The sequence below is a fragment of the Curtobacterium sp. MCBA15_009 genome (assembly GCF_001864895.1).
Taxonomy (GTDB): Bacteria; Actinomycetota; Actinomycetes; order Actinomycetales; family Microbacteriaceae; genus Curtobacterium.
This window is the reverse complement of the sequence record NZ_MJGO01000041.1, coordinates 1-22,334: the sequence shown is the minus strand read 5'-3', so window position 1 is coordinate 22,334 and position 22,334 is coordinate 1. Positions and strand designations below refer to the sequence as shown.

Below are 22,334 nucleotides of genomic sequence, written 5' to 3'. Positions count from 1 at the left end.
CATCCTGCGTCGTCTCCGGGTCGCGTCACGATCGGGGGCCGCCCCGTGGTTCAGCTCATCGGCACGACGCGCGTCGGCCAAGCGCCCACCGATTGGAGGTACTCGGTCGCCTCTGCCTCTTCACGGAACTCGAGCAGGGCGCCCACCTTCTGCATGAGCACCTCGCGGACTTCCGCCGGAGTGGCGAAGAAGAACTCCTTCCGCGGGTTCGCCTGGTTGAGAGCGCGAGTCGCGAAGTGACGGTGCAACTCAGTCTCGAGTGTCACGGCGTCTTCGGAGAAGTAAATGGTGTGCACGTCGAAGCGGAACGGAACGGAGGCCCCACCCAGCTCGTTCACTCGATCCGACGGTTCGAGCCTGCGTGTGAGGCCGATCTTGACGACGTCCGGCCCGAAAGCACCCCGGTTCGAGATGACGTAGACATACCCGGCTCGGATGTTCGCTGCACGGAAGTCGTTCTGTTCGATTGCAGCATCGATCTGACTGAGCCGCGCCTCGAGGTCCGCGTCTACTTCGCCGTTCGACCGGAGTCGCTCAATCGTCTGCTCGATGAGGGCGCGCTCCTTGTCAAGCCGCTCACGCTCCGCGTCGAGCTCTTGTTGAACTCGCTTCTCCTCACGCAACCTCGCTCGCTCGTCGCGCTCGAACTCCCGCTCCTCCTGCTTTCGCATGAGCCAGTCGGAGGTCAGTTCCACCTCCTCGACGCGCAGATCGTGGTAGTCAAGAGCGATCCGCATCTCCATCATCGCGCCCAGTCGCGCGATCGCCTCGCGCGACTTCTCCAGGCGCCGCTTGGCTGTCTCGACGTTGCCTGCCCTGAGCGATCGCACGGCGCTGTCTGCTTCGGCGTTGTAAGCGCGCAACATGAGCTTCGACAGGTCGTCGCTCATCTTCCGACCCTTCGCGAGGGAATTGTCGAAGGTGAACATGTTGGAGCGCTCGATTGCCCGGCCTTCCCGAACGAGTGCTGCGACCGCAGCTTCGATCACGGTCAACCGCTCCTTGTACGCCGCGGCGTTCTCGAGCGGATGGTGGTACCGGTAGATCCCGACCGACTGCAGGACCTGCTGGTCGTCGAGAGGTACGTCGGCTCCGACAGAGGAAGCGTTTCGAATACGAGCTACCTCAGCCTCGAGCTCCGCGATACGCCTGTCGCGTGGGTCGGCGAACGCGAGCACAGTGCTCAGATCCTGAGGCGACGAGCCGCTGTCGGTACCGCGGTTCTCCTGTGCTGCAGCCCTCGGCTCGGCGGCGGCACCCGTCCACATCGCCTTCGGGATGGTGATGCAGGGGGCGTCGATTCCCCTTCCGACCGGGAGCACGACGAACAACTCGCCGCCGCGGTCGATCTCCTCCACAGTCGGTGAAGCGCTGCCCTGGAACGCAGGCGGTTGCTCGGCGGACACCGCAGGGGTCGGGACCTGGTCGATGATCGGCGATCGCGCTGAGTCCAGGTCGATCCAGAGGAGCCATCCCTCGGGCGGAGCGGGCCAGTCCGAGGGCGGCACCCACGAAGCCGGAGGTTGCCATCCGGCGGGGACAGGGGGCCAGGACGGCGGTGGATTGAATCGACGAGTGCTCACGAGCGGCGAACTCCACCGGGGTCGATGACGCTCAGTGCGACGGCGTTCTTCGACACCGCTGCGCCGAGGTGCTGCAGCGTAGCGACCGGTACGACCGCCGACAGGTCGAACCCGATGAACTGCTCGCGCGAGGCACCGACGGCGACCAGGGGGAAGAACCGGTCGAGTCCGGTCGCCGGATCCTTCGTCGCAGGACCGACCTCGAGTGAGATCGACCGGACGATACCTCGCCGATCCGCCTCGAACACCTCGTGAAGCGTGCGTAGGGCGACCTGAGCGAGAGCATCCGTGTACCGCTCGGTCAGGTCCTTCTTCGTGGACGGAGATCCGACGATCTCATCGGAAGCCTTCACCCAGCGGTACGCCTTCACGGCCGGCAGCATCTCTGGTGACGGGACGATCGAACGCACTCGCGCTTCTCCGGTCGACGAGTCGAAGGTCGCCTCGTGTCGTACTTCGAAGTCTTCCGGATAGACGGAGTTGGCGAGGACGATGTCGACGTACTCCTGGACCGCTTCCGGCACGCCGTAACCCAGTCCGGCGATGAGCGAGTCGATCTCGGCGTTGTGCTCGTCAATGTCCTTCTGCCGGATGTTGCACGCCGCGTCGTAACGCCGACGCTCCGCCGCAAGCTGCTCACGGCGGCGGCGTTCGAGGTCCTCGTACTGACGATCGGCGGCAGCCTGTCGCGCAGGAAGCGAGTCACGCAGCCGTTCCCACTCCCCGCTCCGCGCCTGGAAGTCAGCCCACCATTCCTGCTTCAGCTCGTCGTGCTTCTTGCGCTTGCCGAACAGCCCCTTCGGTGCTGGCGGCTCCTGCCAGACCGGCGCCGGCGGAAGGACGAGCGGAACAGGTCGCTGGATGGGTGACTCGAGGTCTGGGTGCGGGAACGGTGGGTGTTCCACGACCTGCTTGAGCGCTTCGAGATCGACGTAGTCATCGACGTCGAGGGTGGCCTGAAGAAGACCGGCGATGGCCTCGTTCGCCAGACGAAGGGCTTCGTTCTGGTCTTCCGCCTCGGCCTTCCGCGCCTCCGCGTAGGCCGCTTGCGCTTCTCGCTCGAGTCGCTTCCGTTCTGCTTCCGAGGCACGAGCAGCAGAAGCTGTTGCGCGCTCCGCTTGGACTCTGGCCCGCTCGGCCTGCGCTCGAGAGCGCTCGACCGCGGCCTGAGCTGCAGCACGTTCCCGCCGCACCCTCGCTGCCCGAGCATCCGCGAGCCGCTGTTGGTGCTGGATTTCTGCGAAGAACCCACGCCTGCGTGCCAAAGTGCTCCCTTTCGTCGTTCGCCGAGCAGTGCCCTCATGCCAAACCGCGTGCGGCGAGTGATCCTCGGAGAATCGTAGGGCTTCGCATGGTCAGAAGATGTCGGGCCTTTCGCTGGCGCGTCACGCGGACACGGACACGGCGTCGCGCTGCCGCCTACATTCGCTTCCATGAGCACGAGCACCGCCGAGAAGGCGACCACCCTCAAGCAGCTGCACGAAGCCCCCGAGATCCTGCGCGTCGTGAACGTGTGGGACGCGATCAGCGCCAAGACCGTGAGCGACCTGCCCGACACCAGGGCGATCGCCACCGCCGGGCACTCGATCGCGGCCTCGTTCGGGTACGACGACGGCGGGATGCCGCTCGACGTCGCCCTCGCCGGCGCCGCCACCATCGCCGCCGCGACCGACCTGCCGGTCACCGCGGACCTCGACGACGGCTACGAGGACCCGGCCGAGACGATCCGGCGCGCCATCGCCGCCGGCATCGTCGGCGCGAACGTCGAGGACCGGCTGCGCCAGTTCGACGAGGCCGTCGCCAGGGTCGCCGCGATCACGAAGGCGGTGGAGGCCGAGGGCATCGACTTCCAGCTGAACGCCCGGACCGACGCGATCGCCCGCGGCGGCGACCGTCCGATCGACGAGAGCATCGCGGACGCGATCGCCCGCGGCAAGGCGTTCCTCGACGTCGGCGCACCGCTCGTCTTCGTGCCGGGCGCGATCCAGCGGGACGTCGTCGAACGGCTCGTCGACGGGCTCGGCCGCGGCAAGCTGTCGGTCATCGGCCTGCCCGGCGCCCTGCCCGCCGCCGAGTACGAGGCGCTCGGCGTCGCCCGCATCTCCTACGGTCCGCTCACGCAGCGCGTCGCGCTGCGTGCGCTGCGCGACCTGGCGACCGACCTGTACGCCGACGGCGTCGTGCCGGAGGACACCCCGACCCTGAACTGACGGAGCAGACGGACGGGAGGCCCGGTGCCAGCTGGCACCGGGCCTCCCGTCCGTCCTGTGGTCCCGATCGCGACCCGCTCGGCTCAGCCGAGCGCCGGGTACAGCGCGGGCGTGGTGCGTGCGTGCGTCTCCTGCTCGAAGGCGTAGCCGAGGCCGATGACCGTGCTCTCGTCGAACGAGCGGCCGAGGAACTCCAGGTTCACACCGGCACCGGTGATGGTGTTGTCGGCTGCGATCGCCTGCCCCATCGGGACGGTGATCGCCGGCATGCCGGTGTTCGGGCTGAGGCGCATGTTCGTCGACTGCGTGCCGTACGGCGTGCCCGACGGGTAGACGAGCGCGTCGAGGTCCTGGTCGTCGAGCATCTGCGTCACGAGCTGCTTGCCGGTGGCGAGCTGCGTCGTGTGCGACCCCGTCGGGCCGGCCCACGCCTGGTACTGCGCGTCGGTGATCACGTCGCGCGACTGGTACGTGCCCTTGCGGCCCGGCACGTACTCGCCCGAGGCCAGGATGCCCTGCAGCGACCGGGCGGTCACGTCGGGGTCGAGGTGCTTCGCGACGTACTCGTCCAGGTCGTGCTTGAACTCGTTCGTGCTGCCGCTGCCCTCGGACAGGACCCGGTTGAAGGCCGTCGTCGGGGTGATCGGGACCACCGTGGCCCCGGCTGCCTGCAGCTTCGCGACCGAGGCGTCGAACAGACGCTTCGTGGTGGCGTTCGTGCCGACCATGCTCGTCACGTAGCCGATGCGGGCGCCCTGCAGCGAGTCGGCGTCGAGCGCGGACGTGTACGACGTCGGCACTTTGCCGGCCTGGGCGCTCGTCGCGGTGTCCGCTGCGTCCACGCCGGTGACGGCGTCGAGCGCGACCGCCGCGTCGGTCACCGAACGCGTGATCGGGCCGCCGGTGTCCTGCGACAGGGCGAGCGGGATGATCCCGTCGCGACTGGTCAGTCCGACCGTCGGCCGGATGCCGACGAGCTGGTTGTAGGTCGAGGGCACGCGGATCGAACCGCCCGTGTCGGTGCCGAAGCCGATCCCGGCGAGGTTCGCGGAGATCGCCGCGCCGGTGCCGCCGCTCGAGCCGCCGGCGGTCTGGGCCGTGTCGTACGGGCTGGCGACCAGGAGCGACGAGCCGGCGGGCTGGTTCGACGAGAACTCCGAGACGAACCCGTAGGCGAACTCGTCGAGGCTGGCCTTCGCCAGGATCACGGCGCCGGCGTCGCGCAGGCCGGCGACCATGGTGGCGTCGGTGTCGGTCTGGTTGTCGTCCCAGCAGCCGCAACCACCGGTGGTCGGCATGTCCTTCGTGTCGTAGTTGTCCTTCACCGCGATCGGCACGCCGAGCAGCATGCTCGTCATGCCGTGCTCGGCGCGCTCCGCGTCCGCCGTCTTGGCAGCGGCGAGGGCGTCGGCGTTCGTGGTGATGATCGAGTTGAGCGCACGCCCGGTCGACGCGGTGTCGACCTTCGTGCGGTCGTAGGCGGCGATGCGGTCGAGGTAGTCCTGCGTGATCGCGACCGAGGTCGTGACGCCGGCGTTCATCGCGGCCTGCATGTCGACGGTCGACGCCTCGACGAGCTGGAACGGGCCGTCGTCGTAGATCATCCGCTGGGACAGGGCGGCGAGGTCGGCGACCGTGATGGTGCCGTCCGCGTCGGTGTCCGCGGCGCTCACCGTCGCCCAGTCGGGACTCGAGCTCGTCGCGCCGAGGTGGTCGGTGAGCACGGTCAGGTCGGCCTGGGTGACCTGGTCGTCGCCGGTCAGGTCGAGGTCCGTGTAGTACGGCGCGAGCATGGCGGCGGGGCTGGCGTCGACGGCTGCGGGTGCTGCGACGGCCGTGATCGCGGGCGTCGCCGCGAGTGCGGCCCCGACGAGGGCGATGAGCGAGGCGCCGGCGACGACGGAGCGTCGCTTGCTGCGGGCCTGCGTTCTGGCGGTCATTCGGCTGCTCCGGTGCGCTCGCGGCGGGCACGACGGGCCCGCAGGGTGATCAGGGTGCCGCCCGCGGCGAGGAGGGCGAGGGACGCCGCGATCCACGGGGCGACGTCGGCGCCCGTCCACGCGAGTTCGCCGCCGGTCGGACGCTCGTCCGCTCCGCCCGCGGGGACGGCGGTGGCACCGCTCGTCGGGTCGGTGGGGTCGGTCGGGTCGGTGGGGTCGCTCGGGTCGTCCCCGTCCCCGTCGCCGGGCTGCGCGCTGGCGCTCGGCGTCGGCGTCGCGGTGCCGGTCGGTGCGGAGGTCGGGGCGGTGGTCGGCGACGGACCGGCGGTGGGAGCGGCCGCGATCGTCACCGAGGTGCTCGCCGGGTCGGTGAGCGTCGTGGTCGCGCCGTCCGGGTCGACGAGGGTGATGCGGGTGACCGACAGGTCCGCGGTACCGGCAGCGGTCGGCTCGAGCGTGACGGACGCTGCGAGGTCGCCGTCGAGCGCGGGCGACGTGCCGAGGCGGGTGTGCAGGATCGTCAGGGTGTCGCCGTCCTGCTCGACGCTGTCGAACCCGCCGTCCGGACCGGTCACGCTGTCGTCCTGGTAGCGCACGAGGTCGGCGTCCGCGTCGAGGGTGATCTCGTAGGCGTAGACGTTCTCGGTCGCCGGGATCGCGAGGTCGACGTCGAACGCGGTGCCGACGGTCGCCGAGGCGGGCGCGTCGATGGTGGCCGTCGACGCGGTGGGCGCTGCCAGGGCCGGGGAGGCCGTCAGGGCGGCGAGGCCGATCGCCCCGGCTGCGACGAGCGTCGAGGAGACGATCGTCGCGCGGGGGCGCAGCCGTGTTCGGTGCTGCATGGGCGCAGGTCCTTCGGGAGGGGGGATCGGGTCCTGAGCGGGTACTCAGTGGTCCGAAAGCTAACGGGGCGCTGTTTCGGGGACCGACCCCGCGCGTTTCCGCCCGGTTACACCGCGATCGGCCTGGACAAGCCCGCAGTCGCTGCGTATAGTTTTCCTTTGGTGCACTGCAGCGAACCCATCTGACTCGCGCACACCATCGTCTCGAACCGACTCACCCGAGTCGCATTCCCACGAGACCACCGCTCGATCCGAACGGACGAGCTGCACGTTGAAACTCGACGTGTGCGCCCCGCACTCGATGCGTCGCGCCGGACTCAGCCGTCCGCCGACACCGAGTCGCCCTGGCGCCGAACGACCAGGAAGTACCGCAACACCATGACCAGCAACGAACGAATCACCGTCTCCGGGACCGCCCTCGCGGCCCCGACCATCACCCCCGACCGCATCGCCGAGTTCCCGGTGCGCGACGACCGCTCGCAGCGCGAGTACCTCGTCCGCATCGACGCCGACGACCTGTCGGTCTTCATCACCCGGGGCTCACGCCTCGACGCCGTCGGCGAAGCCGGCTGGACCGTGCCGGGCCGCTCCTGGCAGGGCGAGGCCAGCCGCACCCTGCTGCAGGCACAGTCCGTGCACGCCGGCGAGATGGCGCTGGCGGCCTAGGCCCCAGGGACCAGCACCAGCACCAGCACCACCGCGGAGCGCCGCCGGGTCCGCCCGGCGGCGCTCCGTCGTGTCCGGGCCGTCAGCCCTCGATCTGGAAGCCCAGCAGCGCTTCCTTCGTCTGCACGACCTTCTGCCCCGTCTTCCAGTCGTCGGGCATGTCGGACGCCGCCCGCACGGAACCGTCGGTCCACGACTCCCCCGACGCCCGTCCCGCTGCGTCACACGGGCTCCAGACGATCCCGAGCTGGAACTCGGTCACGGGGTTCTGGGGGTTCGACGACTCGGGCCCGTTCCAGCGGGTCGGACTCTTGCACGCGGTGAGGTCGTCCGCGGGCACCCGTCCGCTCTGCCCGTCGGTCGAGAGGATCGCCGCGCCCTTCGCGTCCTGGTAGACCCACGCGTCTTCGAGGTTGCCACGACCCGCTTGGCCACGGGCGTTGGCGAGCGACGTGACGCCTGCGAGGTCCTTCGACCACCGGTCCTTCCCGGACGAGGCGTCGATCCCGGCAACGACGAGCGCACCCTTGCCCAGGTCGAAGCCGGCGTCGTCGTCCGCGGCGCTGAACGACACCGCTCCGCGGCAGACCATCAGGTCAGCCCCCGTGCAGAGCGCCCCCGTCGTCGACCAGTTGCGGGAACCTGTCTTCCCGTCGATGGACACGAGCGTGAAGTCGTCGACGGACATCGTCTTGCCGTCCGCCGTCTTTGCCTCGGTCATGTTCAGCAAGAGGTCGTCGCTGTCGGGGACGGTGTCGACGGCGCGGAGCCGCCCGGCAGAGTCGATGTCCTTCCCGACGAGTCCTTCCGCCTCGACCTTCCAGAGGTCCTGCCCGTCCACACGACGCCCGAACCACGCCGTTCCCGATGCGTCGGTGTAGCTGTAGACGCCCTCGTCGATGACGTCGGTGGGCCGCCCGTCCATCTCGGTGGTCACGGGCCCGACCTGCCCTGTGTCGACGTTGAGCTCCTTGGAGACCCACGACTCGGACGCGAGGTCCCACGTCGAGTAGCAGACGTCGCGGTTCAGTCCGCAGTTCCACACACCGGCGACCCAGTCCTTCGGGGCGTGCCAGATCACTTCGCCGGTCTGCACGTCGGCGACGACGAGCGTGTGCTGGTAGTAGTCGATCGAGGCGTCGAGCTCCGCCGGAGTCAGGTAGGCGACCAGGTCCTTGCCTCCGGCGCCCTCGGTCGTGACGACCGAGAAGCCGGTCCACTTCGGCACGACGGCGCCGGTGCTCGACCGCCTCGACCAGCGCTCTTCCCCGGTCGCCGTGTCGACTGCGACCATGCGCAGCTCGTCGGTGCCGTCGTACACGAGGGCGGTCCCTGCCACGAACGCCGGGCTGCTGACCGGGGTGATGTCGAGGGACCACTCAGGGGTCACTGCAGCGTCGGCCGAGAACGGAGCCGCCAGGTCGACCTTCTTCGGCTCTGCGGTCGCCGAGCACCCCGCGAGGGCGATCGATGACAACAGGAGCCCGGCGAGCGGGAGGAACAGGCGCGAGGACAGCAGTGGCACGCGGTCAACCTACCGAAGCATGACGATTCCTCGTGACCCTCGTTCGGGTGTGCCGCATTGCAGGAGCCCCGTCGACGCCGTGTGTCGGCCCGTCAGTACTCGCCCTTCACCACGAAGTACGAACCACGGATGGTGCCGGCAAGCTTCGACTTCTGCCGCGCGAACTTGAACGTGTCCGCCAGCTCGTCCGGCACCTCCATGCCGTCGGACAGCTTGAAGCCCACCGCCCGCTTGCCGCCCGGTTCGAGGGCGTAGAGCACGTTGACCACGAGGCCGGACTCGTGGAAGACGTACGTCCAGCGGAGGCCGTCCACCAGCGCCTCGGTCGCCTCGAGCGGTGGCGAGGCGATGACGATCCCCCGCTCCTCGGCGAGGACCCGGCGCACGTACTCGACCAGGTCCGGCACCTCGGCGGCCGGGTCCGTGGTGAACACGTGCGCGTACTTGTTCGAGAAGTACCGCGCCTCGTTCGCCCGCAGGCCCGCCAGGGCATCGGCGACCGGGGAGCGCTCGAGCCCCACCGTGGAGACGTTCACGAAGTCGACGACGTACGACATGGGACCTCCTCGGGCAGCTTCCTCGGGCGGCTTCCTCGGGAAGCGTGACGAGGCGAATCTAGCCCACGCTGCCCGCCCGCCACGATCGATCGCGACGGGTCGGGGTACGTCCTCCGGCCGAGGGCACAGTCGCCGACCGGTAGAAGGACGTCATGCCCCTCTCTTCCCGCACTCCGCTCGGCGTCACGCTCGTGGACGGTGGCGCCAACGTCGCCCTGTTCTCGAGCACGGCCGAACGCGTCGAGTTCTGCACCTTCGACGACGACGGCACCGAGCACCGCACCGAGCTCCGCAACCGCACCGGCTACACCTTCCACGACGTCGTCCCCGACGTCGCCGTGGGCACCCGCTACGGCTTCCGCGTCCACGGCGCCTGGGACCCGGCCAACGGCCTCCGCCACAACGCAGCCAAGCTGCTGCTCGACCCGTACGCGACCGCCGTCGACGGGACCTACGAGTGGGGCCAGGCCCTGTTCGGCCACGACATGGACGACCCCGAGCAGATCGACGAGACCGACTCGGCGAGCGCGATGCCGAAGTCCGTGGTCGCGGACCGCTCCTTCGACTGGGCCGACGACGTCCGCCCCGCCACGCTGCTGACGGACACCGTGTTCTACGAGGTCCACGTCAAGGGCTTCACGAAGCAGCACCCGGACGTGCCCGAGGAGATCCGCGGCACCTACGCCGGACTCGCGCACCCGGCAGCGATCAAGCACCTCACCGACCTCGGGGTCACCGCCGTCGAGCTCCTGCCGACGCACCAGTTCGTCCAGGACTCGACGCTCGCCGACAAGGGCCTGCGCAACTACTGGGGCTACAACTCGATCGGGTTCTTCGCGCCGCACGACGAGTACTCGGCCTCGGGCAGCGCCGGGCAGCAGGTGGCCGAGTTCAAGGAGATGGTCAAGGCCCTGCACGCCGCCGGGCTCGAGGTCATCATGGACGTCGTCTACAACCACACGGCCGAGGGCAACCACATGGGCCCGACGCTGTCCTTCAAGGGCATCGACAACGCCTCGTACTACCGCCTGGTCGAGGGCGACGAGGCGAACTACTTCGACACCACCGGTACCGGCAACAGCCTCAACGTGTCGCACCCGTCCGCGCTCGGCCTCATCACCGACTCGCTCCGCTACTGGGTCGAGGAGATGCACGTCGACGGCTTCCGCTTCGACCTCGCGACGACCCTGACCCGCCAGGACGGCGAGGCCGAGAAGCACTCCGCGTTCCTCGACATCATCCACCAGGACCCGGTGCTCCGTGAGGTCAAGATGATCGCCGAGCCCTGGGACACCGCGGGCTACCAGGTCGGCGGCTTCCCGGCCGACTGGTCGGAGTGGAACGGCAAGTACCGCGACGACCTCCGCGCGTTCTGGCGCGGCGACGAGGGCACGCTCGGCGACGCCGTGCAGCGCGTCCTCGGCAGCCCGGACGTCTACGAGGGGTCGCGGCGCTCGCCCCTCTGCTCGGTCGACTTCGTCACCGCACACGACGGCTTCACCCTCGCCGACCTCACCATGTACGCCGAGAAGCACAACGAGGCGAACGGCGAGGACAACAACGACGGCGAGAGCAACAACACCTCGTTCAACGGCGGCATCGAGGGCCCGACCGACGACGGCGCGGTGAACGACTACCGCGACCGCCAGCGGCGCAACTTCCTCGGCACGCTCCTGCTCTCGGCCGGTGTCCCGATGATCCTGGGCGGCGACGAGATCGCGCGCTCCCAGGGTGGCAACAACAACGCCTACTGCCAGGACGACGAGATCTCGTGGTTCGACTGGGCCGCGGCGGACCAGGACCTGCTCGCGTTCACGACCGCGGCGATCGCGTTCCGGAAGCAGCACCCGGCACTCCGGCCCGAGTGGTACCGCACTGCTCCCGGTGACTCCGAGTCGACCGTGCAGGTGCTCCGCGCGGACGCGCAGGGGTTTGAGGACGGCGACTGGGCGGACGTCGGCAACCGCGCGGTGATCCTCCTGCTCACGCAGGGTGACGACACCGTCGCGGTGCTGCTGAACGCCTCCGAGACGACCGTCGAGTTCACCCTGCCGGAGCGTCCGGGCGGCGGCAGCTGGTCGCTCGGCCTGTCGAGCGACCCCGACCAGGAGGTCTCGGGGAGCGCGGCGACGCTGCTCGTCCGCGACGCGTCCTTCACGGCGCTGGTCTGATGCACGGGGCGCTCCCTCCGGTTCGCCGGAGGGAGCGGCCGACCCTCCACGGCTCCCGCACCGCCCAGGATGCGTGACCCGGGCGATACCCGCAGCGTCCTACAGGGCCTCGAGCCCGTCGGCCTGCCGCTTCCCCCGCGTGACGGCTGCAATCCATCCCCAGGTCTGCGTGCGCTTCCCGATGTAGCCAGGACCGAAGAACCGTTCCTGGCCCTCGTCTGCCGGCGCGCTGTTCCCGACGACCTCGAGACCGCCCTCGGTGAAGACCTCGATGCGCGTCATCGCTCGTCGGAGGGGAGCCGCTGCTCGGACGTCCGCAGGGCCGGGCGGCAGCGATCCGCGCCAGTCGAGCAGACCGACGATGAAGTACGACCGCGCACGCGGAGCGAGTTCGAGCACCTGCAGGCACGCCCAGCCGGCCGTGTCGCCCTGCACCGGGATCAGGTCCCCGACGGTCAGTGCGGTCGCGGACCGCGGCGTGAACGGATACCCCTGCTGCTGATCGGGCCCCATGCGTCGCAGGCTACCGGCCGGCACGGACGGGACCACTTTCTGCGATTGTGGGGAGCCGAGGTCGGCTTCCACCGAAACGATCACTGCTCCTGCGCCAGGTCGGGACAGTTTACGGTCGCCATCTGCGGTAACTGATGGGAGACTACCGCACCGCTCTTCCTCGTTGCGGTGAGCATGCTCCGATTGATACCGCATTCACACAAACGCTCACATGTGTGCAAATTCGAACTACGAGTAAAGAAGACAGCCTTACCATCGGCATCCGACTGGACACACTCCGCAATAGCTCGACTCAGGACCCGCGATTCTTCAACAAGCCCAGACGCCAACAAGCCGTACGGGGCTCAGCTATCAAGTCTGCTGGCACGGAAGTTATTTCCCGTCAGTCACCCATAGCTACTCCAGAGCGTAATTGTTCTGGATATCCGGAAACTGTTCAGATGTGCCATCTAAGTAGTCAACAACAATGGATATGAGTTCGACCCCCTCAATCCTCCACGAATCGGACATAACGCGAACTCCCCGCACCTCGCGCCTCACGTCAGCCTTGCCGTGAACGCCTTTCCGAAAATGCAACTCTGCCATGTGGTCAGTATGCCATAAAAGTTATGCATTGGTCGCTTGAAAAAGTTCCCTGACCCTCGACAAGCCTTCGCCGCAACCGATTACGACCGCGCACGCGGAGCGAGTTCGAGCACCTGCAGGCACGCCCAGCCGACCGTGTCGCCCTGCACCGGGATCAGGTCCCCGACGGTCAGTGCGGTCGCGGACCGCGGCGTGAACGGATACCCCTGCTGCTGATCGGCCCCCATGCGTCGCAGGCTACCGGCCGGCACGGACGGCTCGCACGCGCTGACGGTCCTGGTTCATCGACCACGGGGATCGTGCACCAGAACCGTGAGGACCTGCGGAAGCAGCCGTTCTCCCCCACCGATGGGGGTTCCGGGGTCCGCGCTCCGACGCGAGCGCCTCACTCGTGGCCGTCGAACCGGTGACCGATCTGCGGGTCGTAGAGCGGCAGTCCCAGGTCGACCACCGCCGAGATGACGACGTTCCACTGCTCCGGCTCCAGGCCGTAGCAGGTCGCGGTCACCATCTGCGAGCCGTAGCCGACGTCGATCGCGCCGCCGTCCCCCGGAGCGGCGAGCATCGTCTGGCCGGAGCCGTCGGCCAGGGTGGGCCCGGCCTCCCAGTCCGGGAACGCCGCGATGAGCGCAGCCTCGATCGCAGCGGGCTCGAGTGCCTCGACCTCGGGGACGACCTCGCCGTTCACGAGTCGCTCGTACACCCGAGCGGAGTCGAGCCGCTCACTCGTGCGCCAGAAGGCGAACTGCTGGCTCATGCGGCCCCCGTCTCAGTTGTTGAAGCGGAACTCCACCACGTCGCCGTCCTGCATGACGTAGTCCTTGCCCTCGATCCGGGCCTTGCCGGCGGCGCGGGCCTCGGCGATGGAGCCGGTCTCGACCAGGTCGTCGAACGAGATGACCTCGGCCTTGATGAAGCCCTTCTCGAAGTCCGTGTGGATGACGCCGGCGGCCTGGGGAGCCTTCCAGCCCTTGCCGATCGTCCACGCGCGGGCTTCCTTCGGACCGGCCGTCAGGTAGGTCTGCAGGCCGAGGGTGTCGAAGCCGATGCGGGCGAGCTGGTCGAGGCCGGACTCGGTCTGGCCGGTCGACTCGAGCAGTTCGGCGGCGTCCGCCGGGTCGAGGTCGATGAGCTCCGACTCGACCTGGGCGTCGAGGAAGACCGCCTGGGCGGGGGCGACGAGTGCGGCGAGCTCGGCCTTGCGGGTGTCGTCGGTCAGGATCGCCTCGTCGACGTTGAAGACGAAGATGAAGGGCTTGGCGGAGAGCAGTCCGAGCTCGGCGATCGGCGCGAGGTCGATCGAGGTCGCGGACAGCAGGGTGCCCTGCTCGAGCGCGGCGCGGGCCTCGCGGGCGGTCTCGAGCACGATCGGCTCGGCCTGCTTCAGCTTGACCGTCTTCTCGTAGCGCGGGAGCGCCTTGTCGATGGTCTCCATGTCGGCGAGGATCAGCTCGGTGTTGATGACCTCGAGGTCGTCCTTCGGCGAGACCTTGTTCGCCACGTGCACGACGTCGTCGTCGGTAAAGCCGCGGACGACCTGCGCGATGGCGTCGGCTTCGCGGATGTTCGCGAGGAACTTGTTGCCGAGCCCCTCGCCCTCGCTGGCGCCCTTGACGATGCCGGCGATGTCGACGAACGACACCGGCGCGGGCACGGTCTTCTCGGAGTGGAACAGCTCGGCGAGCTGGTCGAGCCGCGGGTCGGGCAGGTTCACCACGCCGACGTTCGGCTCGATGGTCGCGAACGGGTAGTTCGCCGCGAGCACCTGGTTCTTGGTCAGGGCGTTGAACAGGGTCGACTTGCCGACGTTCGGGAGACCGACGATTCCGATGGTGAGAGCCACGGGAGCACAGCCTACCGGCGGCCGCCCGTCGGGGCCGACCCGGGCCTCCCGTCCGACCGTCAGGAGACGGGACGCGGCCCGCCGAGGCCGGCCACGCGGCGTTCCACCAGGGCGAAGACGTCCGCCTGCAGGCGCTGGGACCGTCGCCAGTCGCCCGTCACCTGGAGCGCGTGGTCGGCTCGGTCGACGGTCTGGAGGCGCGCAGCCGTCCCCGGGACGCGCTGCGGCTGCCAGAGGGGATCGTCGGAACCCCCGATCGCGTCGTGCACGTCGGGTGCGGCGGCGAGCGCCGTCGCGACGGCGTCGAGGGAGAGGACGGGTGTCAGCCAGACGCCGGGCACACGGTTCTGGACGGCCCACGGCAGTGCGCAGCAGCCGAAGGACTTCGCGACGACGAGGTCGGGCAGCCGGCCGCCGAGGGCGGCGTCGACGGTGCGTTCGACGAACCCGACCGGGTCGGCTCCCGCTGCGTCGTCGACGACCCAGGAGGGGGCGACGACCTCGCAGCCGGCGGCCTCGGCGACGAAGCGCGACCACCAGAGCAGCGGCGCCTGCTGGCCGTAGCCGGACCCGGCGAGCAGCAGCACGAGCGGTCGTCGGTCGTCCTCGTTCCCCATGGCGTCCAGAGTAGGGCGGCACGTGTCCCTTCCGGCAGTGGCACCGTGGGGGTCGTCGCCCCACCGGGTGACGGGAGTGGAGGACGACGATGTGGTTCGAACGCGATCGACTCGGGGTGCACACGCTCGGGCTGTCCCGCCGCGAGCAGCAGCGGTACATCACCCGGCAGACGGTCGCAGCGCTCGAGCAACTGTCGCAGGGTGAACTCGACGACCTGCACGAGGCTCTCCGCGACGTGGAGGTCGCCCTGCTCGTCGACCTCGACCCCGAGGACGACGGGATCGACCACGACGAGGAGGACCGGTTCCGCATGGTGGCCCCGCCGCGCAGCATGGCGTTCCCCACCACGACGGCGGACTCCGCGGCGGCGTTCGCGACCGCGTTCGCGGCACACGTCGCGTCGGTGCCGCAGCGCTGGCGCCTCGATGCCGCGGCGATCGTCTTCGAGGTCGTCGGCCGGGTCCTGCTCCCCCACTCGGTGCGCGAACACGCCCGCCGGCGGTCGACGTGGGCGCTCACCGCACGACGTCGTCGGGGCTCGCGTCGTTCACGACGCCGCTGACGCAACGCCGGGCGCGCGTTCCGGCGATGTCGGCACCGCGTGCGACGATCGAGAGCGTGCCGTTGAACTTCACTGCGATCGACTTCGAGACCGCGAACAGCTCGCCCGCCAGCGCGTGCTCGGTCGGACTCGTCAAGGTCCGTGCGGGCCGGGTCGTCGACCGGGCGTCGTGGTTCATCCGGCCGCCGCTCGGCCACGACGCGTTCCTCGAGTGGAACACCCGGATCCACGGCATCGTCGCGTCCGACGTCGTCGGCGCGAAGTCGTGGGAGCAGCAGTACCCGGACATCGTGGCGTTCGCCGAGGGCGACGTGCTCGTGGCGCACAACGCCCGCTTCGACATGGGCGTCATCGCCGGCGGGTGCTCCGCGACCGGCACCGACCTCGCCGAGCACCACTCGCTGTGCTCGCTCGCGGTCGCCCGCAAGACCTACACGCTCGACTCGTACCGGCTGCCCAGCGCCGCGATGGCCGCCGGGTTCGCGGGCTTCCAGCACCACGACGCAGCCGCCGATGCCGAGGCCTGCGCCGCGATCGTCGTGCACGCCGCAGGGCACCACGGCGCCGACACCGTCGAGGCGCTCGGCGCCGCGACCCGGGTGTCGATCGCGCCGGTCCGGGCGCGCGACGAGAAGCCCAAGGGCACCACACAGCCGCGGCTGTCGAACCGCCCGATGGTCTTCTCCGACTGACGGCCCCAGCCGGGGCGCCGCACCCCCGGTGGTATTGTCACGACAATGCCGTCGGCTCCGACGCCGGTGTCCCGCAGGTGTGGAGGACCGCGATGCCCAACGAAGGCCAGCTGCCCGCCGACCTGTTCATGGACCTGGACCGGTCGGGCCCCATGCCCCTCTACTTCCAGGTCGCCTCGCGCATCGAGGAGTCGATCCGCTCCGGTGCGATGCCGCCCGGGGCCCGGCTCGAGAACGAGATCGCCCTCGGTGAGCGGCTCGGGCTGTCGCGGCCGACGATCCGACGCGCGATCCAGGACCTCGTCGACAAGGGCCTGCTGGTCCGCCGCCGCGGCATCGGGACCCAGGTCGTGCACGGCCCGGTGACGCGCAAGGTCGAGCTCACGAGCCTGTACGACGACCTGGCGCAGGGTGCACAGGCGCCGGCGACGAAGCTCCTCGAGCGCAACGACGTCCCCGCGTCCGACGCCGTCGCCGCGGCGCTCAGCATCGAACCCGGCACGACCGTCGCGCACATCCGACGCGTGCGGTTCGCCGAGGACGTCCCGATGGCGATCCTCGAGAACTACCTGCCGCCGGAGTTCCTCGACCTGACCGACGACGACCTGCAGGCACACGGGCTGTACCAGCTGCTGCGCGGCCGGGGCGTCACGATGCGGGTGGCGAAGCAGCGGATCGGCGCCCGTGCGGTCACGGACGACGAGGCCGACCTGCTCGAGATCGAGGACGGCGACCCGGTGCTCACCATGAGCCGCACCGCGTACGACGCCTCGGGCCGGGCGGTCGAGTACGGCGTGCACTGCTACCGCCCGGACCGCTACTCGTTCGAGGTCACGCTCGTCGACAAATGAAAGACCGCACTGAGTACTTCGAATCGGAGGAGGGCCGGGCCCTCACGAAGTCCATCATGGCCAGCCTCACCAGGTCGGTGATCCGCAAGGGCTTCATCGATCCGGTCGGCAAGACCCGTGAACAGACCGAATGGGAAGCTGGCCGCTTCTTCCTCGAGCACAAGAAGGACCGCGGAAGCATTGGCTTGGTCATCGACCACACCGATGACGTGCTCCGAAAGGCGCGTGAATTCCGGGACTCCGGGGAATGGGATTACTCGATCGTCTTCTACGCGATCTTTCTTGAGCACTGGTGTAACGGCTTCATACTCGATGCCGAAGACGACGAGGTTGCGGCGCGTCCGCTTCTCAGACACAAGAGTCCAGTCGAGAAGCTACAAATCAGCTGGCGCAAGGCCGAAGAGGCTCCGCTTCCACCCGACTTGCTCGCGGTCGCTCGGGCGGTGTTCGAGCGAAGGAACGAGTTCGTGCACTACAAGTTCCCCACAGAGCCTGACGAAGGCGTTCCTGACATCGAGGGCGACACGAACCGCGAGATTGCGTTCCTCGCTTCAGTCGAAGATCTCGTCTCGCGACTGCACGAAGTGGAAGACACCTACTTCTATCAGGGGCGAGCCGCAGAATTCGGCGACCGGAGTGGTCAACCTGGGCCCGCGCCCAGCGAAAGAGAGCCTGATTGACCATCAGGCGAACGATGGGATGCCGACTTCGCCGGTGACGTGCTGCACCCGGCCGAAGCCGAACGACCAGTCTTCCGGCCCGATCTCGACGTACCCGATGAAGACGTCCTCGGAGGCGACACCGACCCCCGCGAGGCCGTGCCTGCGAGGCCGTCGGCACTCGGCGGACCGCGCACGCCCGGGAGATCGGGGGCCTAGAGCACCGGGGTCGCCGCCGCGTAGGTGAGCGGCCCGTCGACCCGCGCGACGTCGTGCCACGCCCCGTCTCCGAGCGAGGCCTCTGCCGCTTCCACGATCGACGCCGCCGCCAGGCCGTCGGCGACCGACGGCGCGAGCTGCTCCCCGCGCCGGACGCTCGCGATGAACTGCGCGGCCTCGACGGTCTTCAGGTCGTCGTACCCCATGGCGGTGCCGGGGCCCGGCTGGAAGCGGGCGAACTCACCGTCCCCCGCGGCCACGTAGTGCGTCGCGTACCCGTCGACCTCTTGCCCGTCGAGGAAGACCTCGAGCTCGTTGAGGCGCTGGAAGTCCCACCGCACCGAGCCCCTCGTGCCGTAGACCTCGAGCGTGTACTCGGCGTGCGGGCCGCGCATCACCCGACTGGAGTCCATCGTGCCGACGGCGCCGTCCTCGAAGCGGAACAGCAGGGCCGCGTAGTCCTCGTTCTCGACGGGCTTCCGCTCCCCCGTCGCGGCGGCGCTGCGGTCGACGATGCCAGCGCCGGGCAGCGGGCGGTCAGTGATGAAGGTCTCGGCGAGCGCCGTCACGGACGAGATCCGGCCGACGACGTACTGCGCCAGGTCGAGTCCGTGCGAGAGCAGGTCACCGAGGACGCCCGAGCCGGCACGCTCCCGCTCGAAGCGCCAGGTCAGCGGCGCCGCTGGGTCCGACGAGTAGTCGGCCAGGAGCGACCCGCGGACGTTCGTGATGCGGCCCAGCCGCCCGCTGCGGACGAGTTCCCGTGCCCGTTCGATCGCCGGGGCGTGCCGGTAGTTGAAGCCGACGCTCGTGATGACGCCCGCGCGCTGGACCGCCTCGTGGATCTGCCGGGAGTCGCTGGCGTACCGGCCCATCGGCTTCTCGATCCAGAAGGGCTTGCCCGCCTCGGCGGCGGCGACCGCCATCTCGCGGTGCAGGAAGTTCGGCGAGCAGATCGAGACGACGTCGACCTCGGGGTCGGCGAGGACCTCGTGCTGGTCGGCGACGGCGCGCTCGTAGCCCAGGCGGGTGACGGCCTGGTCGCGCGCCGCCTCGACCGGGTCGGCGGCGACCACGAGCCGGGGCTGCACGCCGAGCTCCGGGAAGTGGTCGGGCAGGGCGCGGTAGGCACGGGAGTGCAACCGGCCCATCCAGCCGACCGAGATGAGGCCGACGCCGATCGTGGCAGGGCGTGCGGGGGCCGGTGCGGCTGCGGCTGCGGTTGCGGATGCGGCTGCGGGTGCGTCTGCGCTCATGCTGCCGGCACGATGACGTCGCGGACCAGGGCGTCGAGCTTCGCGTCGGCGTCGAGGAACTGCCGCAAGGTGGTCACCGTGGCACCGAAGCGGTCGAACTCGTCGATGGTCATGCCGTCGACGTCGTAGCCCCGGGCGAACTCCGGCGTGGCCGCCCGCAGCGCGTCGATGACGTGGGCGGGGACCTCGTCGTGGATGGCGTCCGGCCGGAAGGGGAACGCGTTCTCGTTGATGTCCTTCGTCCACTGGAACGGTGGGGACACGACGAGGTCACCGCCCTGGAACTCCGACCACTGCAGCGGGTTGCGGAAGGCAGCCACGAGCACGCGCGACCGGAAGCCGCGCTCCTGGAAGACCCGGTACGCCTGCTTCACCGCGGCGACGCCGGCCCACTCGAGGATGCCGGGGTCGACCATGACGTGGTCGCGTTCGACGACCGTCTTCAACCAGTCGTCGAAGCGCCCGGCCATCAGCGTGACGACGTGGCCGAACTCCTGCCCGGGCCGGCCCTCGGCAGCGCGACGGTCGAGCGCCCGCTCGATCGCCTCACCCACGGTGACGACCTGCGGCACGGTGAACGACACGGTGGCGTTGATCGAGACACCGCGGTACGCGGCCTCCTCGATCGCGGCGATGCCGACCTTCGTGGCGGGGATCTTCACGATGATGTTCGGGGCGAGCTGCGAGAACCGCACGGCCTGCTCGACGAGCGCGTCCTGGTCGCGGTGGAACCGCGGATCGGTCTGCATGCTCAGCCGGCCGTCGCGGCCACCCGACGCCTCGAAGGCGGGCAGCAGCTGCTCGGCGGCGGCGATCGAGAGCTCCTCGACGGCCTTCCAGCCGATCCAGGACTCCCCCGCGGTCGGGTGCTCGGCGGCGATCTCGCGGATGGGCGGCACCCACGTCTCCGGGTCCTGCTGGATGCACGTGTAGGCGATCACCGGGTTGCACGTCGCCCCGACGGCGCCGTACTCGTGGATCGCGGTGGACAGCTCGCGCGGATCGGCGGAGTCGTTCCACAGCGCGGTCACGGTCTGCGACGCGGCCTGCAGCGTGACGGCTCGGACGTCGGCGCCGGTGGGCGTCGGGGCCTCGAGGGCAGTCGTCATCGGTTCAGTCCCTTCGTGATCGTGTCGAGCTGGAAGCGTGAGACCTCGTCGGCGTTCTCGTCCTCGGCGAAGACGCTCGACACCGCGACGGTGTCCTCGCGCGCCGTGAAGCCGACCCGGTCGAGCGCGGCCCAGAAGGCGTCGAAGTCGACGTCCGCCTGCCCCACGGGCAGGTGCTGGTGCACGCGCACGGGGTTGCCCGGCGGGTTCGTGATGTAGCGGAGGCCGTGCGACCGTCGGTGGTCGTAGGCGTCGGCGACGTGGACCAACTGCAGCGAGTCACCCGCGGCGTCGATGATCTCATCCATGTTGCCGCCGTAGTGGAAGGTGTGGCAGGCGACGTAGACGAACCCGACGTGCTTCGAGTTCAGGCCGCGGATCACCCGGAGCGCCTCGAGGCCGTCCTCGACGAAGTCGTCGGGATGCGGGTCGATGAGCACGCGGAGCCCGGAGTCCTCGATGATCGGCAGGAGCTCCTCCGTCGAGCGGTAGAAGGCGTCCTCGGACTCCTCGGGGAGCTCGGGGCGGCCGGAGAACTCGGTGTTGATCGTGTCGACGCCGAGGCGCTTCGTGATCTCGATGACCCGCTTCCACTTCGTCACCGCGGCTTCGCGGGCGGCACGGTCGGGCCCCGACCACCGGAGGACCGGCAGGACCGACGCGACCTGGACCCCGGCCTTCCGGCACGCGGCCGCGAAGGCGTCGACGAGGTCGTCGTCGGCCTTCGGGTGCCGGTGGAAGGGGATGAAGTCGCGGTGCGGGGTGAGCTGAAGGTGCTCGTAGCCGAGGTCCGAGACCTTCTGCGGGAACTCCAGCAGTGACAGGTCGTGGTGGAACGGCGTCGGGTCGAGTGCGATCTTCGGCATCGGTCAGGCCGTCTCGTAGAACGCCGGCTTCGCGGTGGCGTAGGCGACCTGCTCCAGCGCACCGGTCTGCTGCGCGCGCACGGCCACCTCGGCGACGACGGACGCGGTGTAGCCGTCCCAGGCGCTCGGCCCGTCGATGCCCCCGGTCCTGGCGGCGTCGACCCAGCGCTGGACCTCCTCGTCGTAGGCGGCGCCGAACCGCTCGACGAACGACGGCGTGACGCCCTGGCCGGACACGCCCTGCGACACGAGGGTGAGCGAGGTCTCGCGGCCGATGTAGGCGACACCCGACTCGAAGACCGCGTCGGTCGTGACCTGGTAGCCGAACTGGGCGTTGACGTTGATCTCAACGATCGCCATCGTGCCCGACTCCGTGGTGAACAGGACGAACTGCGGCTCGGGCAGGTCGGCCGGTGCGAGGGAGTTCTTCCGGGGCTTCTTCACCTCGACCGCGACGATCGGCTCCCCCGTGATGAACGGGATGATGTCGATCTCGTGGATCACCGAGTCGTGGATGAGCATCGACTCGCTGAAGTTCGGCGGCGTGGTCGGGTTGCGGTGGGCGTGGTGCAGCGCGAGCAGGGCACCGTTCGAGCCGGACTCCCGCAACGCGCGGAGCTCCTGGTACCCCTTGTCGAAGCGGCGCATGAAGCCGACCTGGATCCTCGGGCGGTCGGCGTGCTGCTGCTCGAGCTCGACGATCCGCAGGGAGTCCTCGGCCGACGTCGTGAGCGGCTTCTCGCACAGCACGGCCAGGCCTCGTTCGAGCGCCGGCACCAGGACCGGCTCGTGCAGGAAGCCCGGCGTCGCGACGATGACGGCGTCGATCGCGGTGGCGCCGAGGGCGTCCTCGAACGACGACGCGGTGATCGCTCCCGGCGCTTGCGCCGCGGCCGCCGTGGCGCGCGCGGTGTCCGGGTCGACGATCGCGACGACGTCGGCGCCCGCGATCGTCGACGTGATGCGACGCACGTGGTCGCTGCCCATCGCGCCCGCTCCGACGACGGCGACGCGGAGGTTGTCAGTGGTGCTCATGCTGGGTTCTCCTGGGGGTGACGACTGCGGGG

The 22,334-nt window shown here is 69.5% G+C and carries 22 protein-coding genes and 1 pseudogene; 7 read left to right on the top strand and 16 right to left on the bottom strand.

The genetic code is table 11. From position 1 onward, the window contains the following. Positions 1 to 50: 50 nt before the first annotated feature. Together BIU97_RS15880 and BIU97_RS17405 are read right to left on the bottom strand one after the other, a co-directional pair. Positions 51 to 1,358: a DUF4041 domain-containing protein gene (locus tag BIU97_RS15880; RefSeq protein ID WP_254783019.1), complete on the bottom strand. Its 1,308-nt coding sequence runs from the start codon at positions 1,356 to 1,358 to the stop codon at positions 51 to 53. 221 nt (positions 1,359 to 1,579) lie between these two features. Beyond that, positions 1,580 to 2,848 (bottom strand): hypothetical protein, encoded by a 1,269-nt coding sequence (locus BIU97_RS17405; RefSeq protein WP_217640116.1) that lies wholly within the window; start codon positions 2,846 to 2,848, stop codon positions 1,580 to 1,582. A gap of 168 nt (positions 2,849 to 3,016) precedes the next feature. Here BIU97_RS17405 and BIU97_RS15860 point away from each other — a divergent pair, with 168 nt between their 5' ends. Next, positions 3,017 to 3,793 (top strand): isocitrate lyase/PEP mutase family protein, encoded by a 777-nt coding sequence (locus tag BIU97_RS15860; protein ID WP_071298142.1) that lies wholly within the window; start codon positions 3,017 to 3,019, stop codon positions 3,791 to 3,793. 83 nt (positions 3,794 to 3,876) lie between these two features. Here BIU97_RS15860 and BIU97_RS15855 read toward each other — a convergent pair whose 3' ends face one another. Then, positions 3,877 to 5,733 (bottom strand): amidase family protein, encoded by a 1,857-nt coding sequence (locus BIU97_RS15855; protein ID WP_071298141.1) that lies wholly within the window; start codon positions 5,731 to 5,733, stop codon positions 3,877 to 3,879. After that, positions 5,730 to 6,575 (bottom strand): cohesin domain-containing protein, encoded by an 846-nt coding sequence (locus BIU97_RS15850; RefSeq protein ID WP_071298140.1) that lies wholly within the window; start codon positions 6,573 to 6,575, stop codon positions 5,730 to 5,732. Before BIU97_RS15850 ends, BIU97_RS15855 begins: the two co-directional genes overlap by 4 nt. Positions 6,576 to 6,953: 378 nt before the next feature. Here BIU97_RS15850 and BIU97_RS15845 point away from each other — a divergent pair, with 378 nt between their 5' ends. Continuing rightward, the gene (locus BIU97_RS15845) at positions 6,954 to 7,241 is read left to right on the top strand and encodes a hypothetical protein (protein ID WP_071263482.1); all 288 of its coding nucleotides are present in this window, start codon (positions 6,954 to 6,956) and stop codon (positions 7,239 to 7,241) included. 82 nt (positions 7,242 to 7,323) lie between these two features. Here BIU97_RS15845 and BIU97_RS15840 read toward each other — a convergent pair whose 3' ends face one another. Both BIU97_RS15840 and BIU97_RS15835 read right to left on the bottom strand, forming a co-directional pair. After that, on the bottom strand, positions 7,324 to 8,766 hold the full coding sequence (locus BIU97_RS15840; protein WP_071298139.1) for a PQQ-binding-like beta-propeller repeat protein: 1,443 nt from the start codon (positions 8,764 to 8,766) through the stop codon (positions 7,324 to 7,326). Positions 8,767 to 8,858: 92 nt separating this feature from the next. Then, positions 8,859 to 9,323 carry a phage tail protein gene (locus BIU97_RS15835; protein WP_071298138.1) on the bottom strand — a complete coding sequence of 155 codons (465 nt, stop codon included), beginning with the start codon at positions 9,321 to 9,323 and terminating at the stop codon, positions 8,859 to 8,861. Between the two features lie 152 nt (positions 9,324 to 9,475). Between BIU97_RS15835 and glgX the strand changes: the two genes are divergently transcribed. Further along, on the top strand, positions 9,476 to 11,494 hold the full coding sequence (glgX, locus tag BIU97_RS15830; protein WP_071298137.1) for a glycogen debranching protein GlgX: 2,019 nt from the start codon (positions 9,476 to 9,478) through the stop codon (positions 11,492 to 11,494). Between the two features lie 99 nt (positions 11,495 to 11,593). Here the strand turns inward: glgX and BIU97_RS15825 are convergent, their stop codons facing one another. The 5 genes from BIU97_RS15825 to BIU97_RS15810 all read right to left on the bottom strand — a co-directional run bounded on the left by BIU97_RS15825 (position 11,594) and on the right by BIU97_RS15810 (position 15,052). After that, a complete protein-coding gene (locus BIU97_RS15825; protein ID WP_071298136.1) occupies positions 11,594 to 12,007 on the bottom strand; it encodes a hypothetical protein in 414 nt (137 codons plus the stop codon). Positions 12,008 to 12,672: 665 nt separating this feature from the next. After that, entirely contained in the window at positions 12,673 to 12,819 is a 147-nt protein-coding gene (locus BIU97_RS18205; protein WP_175472467.1) for a hypothetical protein, read from the bottom strand. 158 nt (positions 12,820 to 12,977) lie between these two features. Next, positions 12,978 to 13,349 carry a hypothetical protein gene (locus tag BIU97_RS15820; RefSeq protein ID WP_071298135.1) on the bottom strand — a complete coding sequence of 124 codons (372 nt, stop codon included), beginning with the start codon at positions 13,347 to 13,349 and terminating at the stop codon, positions 12,978 to 12,980. Between the two features lie 12 nt (positions 13,350 to 13,361). Further along, entirely contained in the window at positions 13,362 to 14,435 is a 1,074-nt protein-coding gene (ychF, locus tag BIU97_RS15815) for a redox-regulated ATPase YchF (protein ID WP_071298134.1), read from the bottom strand. Between the two features lie 59 nt (positions 14,436 to 14,494). Next, positions 14,495 to 15,052 (bottom strand): hypothetical protein, encoded by a 558-nt coding sequence (locus BIU97_RS15810; RefSeq protein ID WP_071298133.1) that lies wholly within the window; start codon positions 15,050 to 15,052, stop codon positions 14,495 to 14,497. 89 nt (positions 15,053 to 15,141) lie between these two features. On the opposite strand from BIU97_RS15810, the gene BIU97_RS15805 reads away from it, so the two are divergent. The 4 genes from BIU97_RS15805 to BIU97_RS15790 all read left to right on the top strand — a co-directional run bounded on the left by BIU97_RS15805 (position 15,142) and on the right by BIU97_RS15790 (position 17,838). Continuing rightward, on the top strand, positions 15,142 to 15,615 hold the full coding sequence (locus BIU97_RS15805; protein WP_071298132.1) for a hypothetical protein: 474 nt from the start codon (positions 15,142 to 15,144) through the stop codon (positions 15,613 to 15,615). A 56-nt stretch (positions 15,616 to 15,671) separates the two neighbouring features. Further along, the gene (locus BIU97_RS15800) at positions 15,672 to 16,307 is read left to right on the top strand and encodes an exonuclease domain-containing protein (protein ID WP_254783018.1); all 636 of its coding nucleotides are present in this window, start codon (positions 15,672 to 15,674) and stop codon (positions 16,305 to 16,307) included. 92 nt (positions 16,308 to 16,399) lie between these two features. Then, positions 16,400 to 17,158 (top strand): GntR family transcriptional regulator, encoded by a 759-nt coding sequence (locus BIU97_RS15795; RefSeq protein ID WP_071298130.1) that lies wholly within the window; start codon positions 16,400 to 16,402, stop codon positions 17,156 to 17,158. Between the two features lie 56 nt (positions 17,159 to 17,214). Then, positions 17,215 to 17,838 (top strand): hypothetical protein, encoded by a 624-nt coding sequence (locus tag BIU97_RS15790; protein WP_139196082.1) that lies wholly within the window; start codon positions 17,215 to 17,217, stop codon positions 17,836 to 17,838. Positions 17,839 to 17,841: 3 nt separating this feature from the next. On the opposite strand, the pseudogene BIU97_RS18400 reads toward BIU97_RS15790, so the two are convergent. The 5 genes and pseudogenes from BIU97_RS18400 to BIU97_RS15770 all read right to left on the bottom strand — a co-directional run. Then, a pseudogene (locus BIU97_RS18400) lies at positions 17,842 to 17,973 on the bottom strand (tautomerase family protein); the annotation flags it as partial. 59 nt (positions 17,974 to 18,032) lie between these two features. Beyond that, positions 18,033 to 19,292: a Gfo/Idh/MocA family protein gene (locus BIU97_RS15785; RefSeq protein ID WP_302846705.1), complete on the bottom strand. Its 1,260-nt coding sequence runs from the start codon at positions 19,290 to 19,292 to the stop codon at positions 18,033 to 18,035. Then, positions 19,289 to 20,401, bottom strand: coding sequence for a transaldolase family protein (locus tag BIU97_RS15780; protein ID WP_071298128.1), 1,113 nt, complete (start codon positions 20,399 to 20,401; stop codon positions 19,289 to 19,291). Before BIU97_RS15780 ends, BIU97_RS15785 begins: the two co-directional genes overlap by 4 nt. After that, on the bottom strand, positions 20,398 to 21,267 hold the full coding sequence (locus BIU97_RS15775) for a sugar phosphate isomerase/epimerase family protein (RefSeq protein ID WP_071298127.1): 870 nt from the start codon (positions 21,265 to 21,267) through the stop codon (positions 20,398 to 20,400). Before BIU97_RS15775 ends, BIU97_RS15780 begins: the two co-directional genes overlap by 4 nt. A 3-nt stretch (positions 21,268 to 21,270) precedes the next feature. Then, positions 21,271 to 22,302, bottom strand: coding sequence for a Gfo/Idh/MocA family protein (locus BIU97_RS15770; RefSeq protein WP_071298126.1), 1,032 nt, complete (start codon positions 22,300 to 22,302; stop codon positions 21,271 to 21,273). Between the last annotated feature and the right edge of the window lie 32 nt (positions 22,303 to 22,334).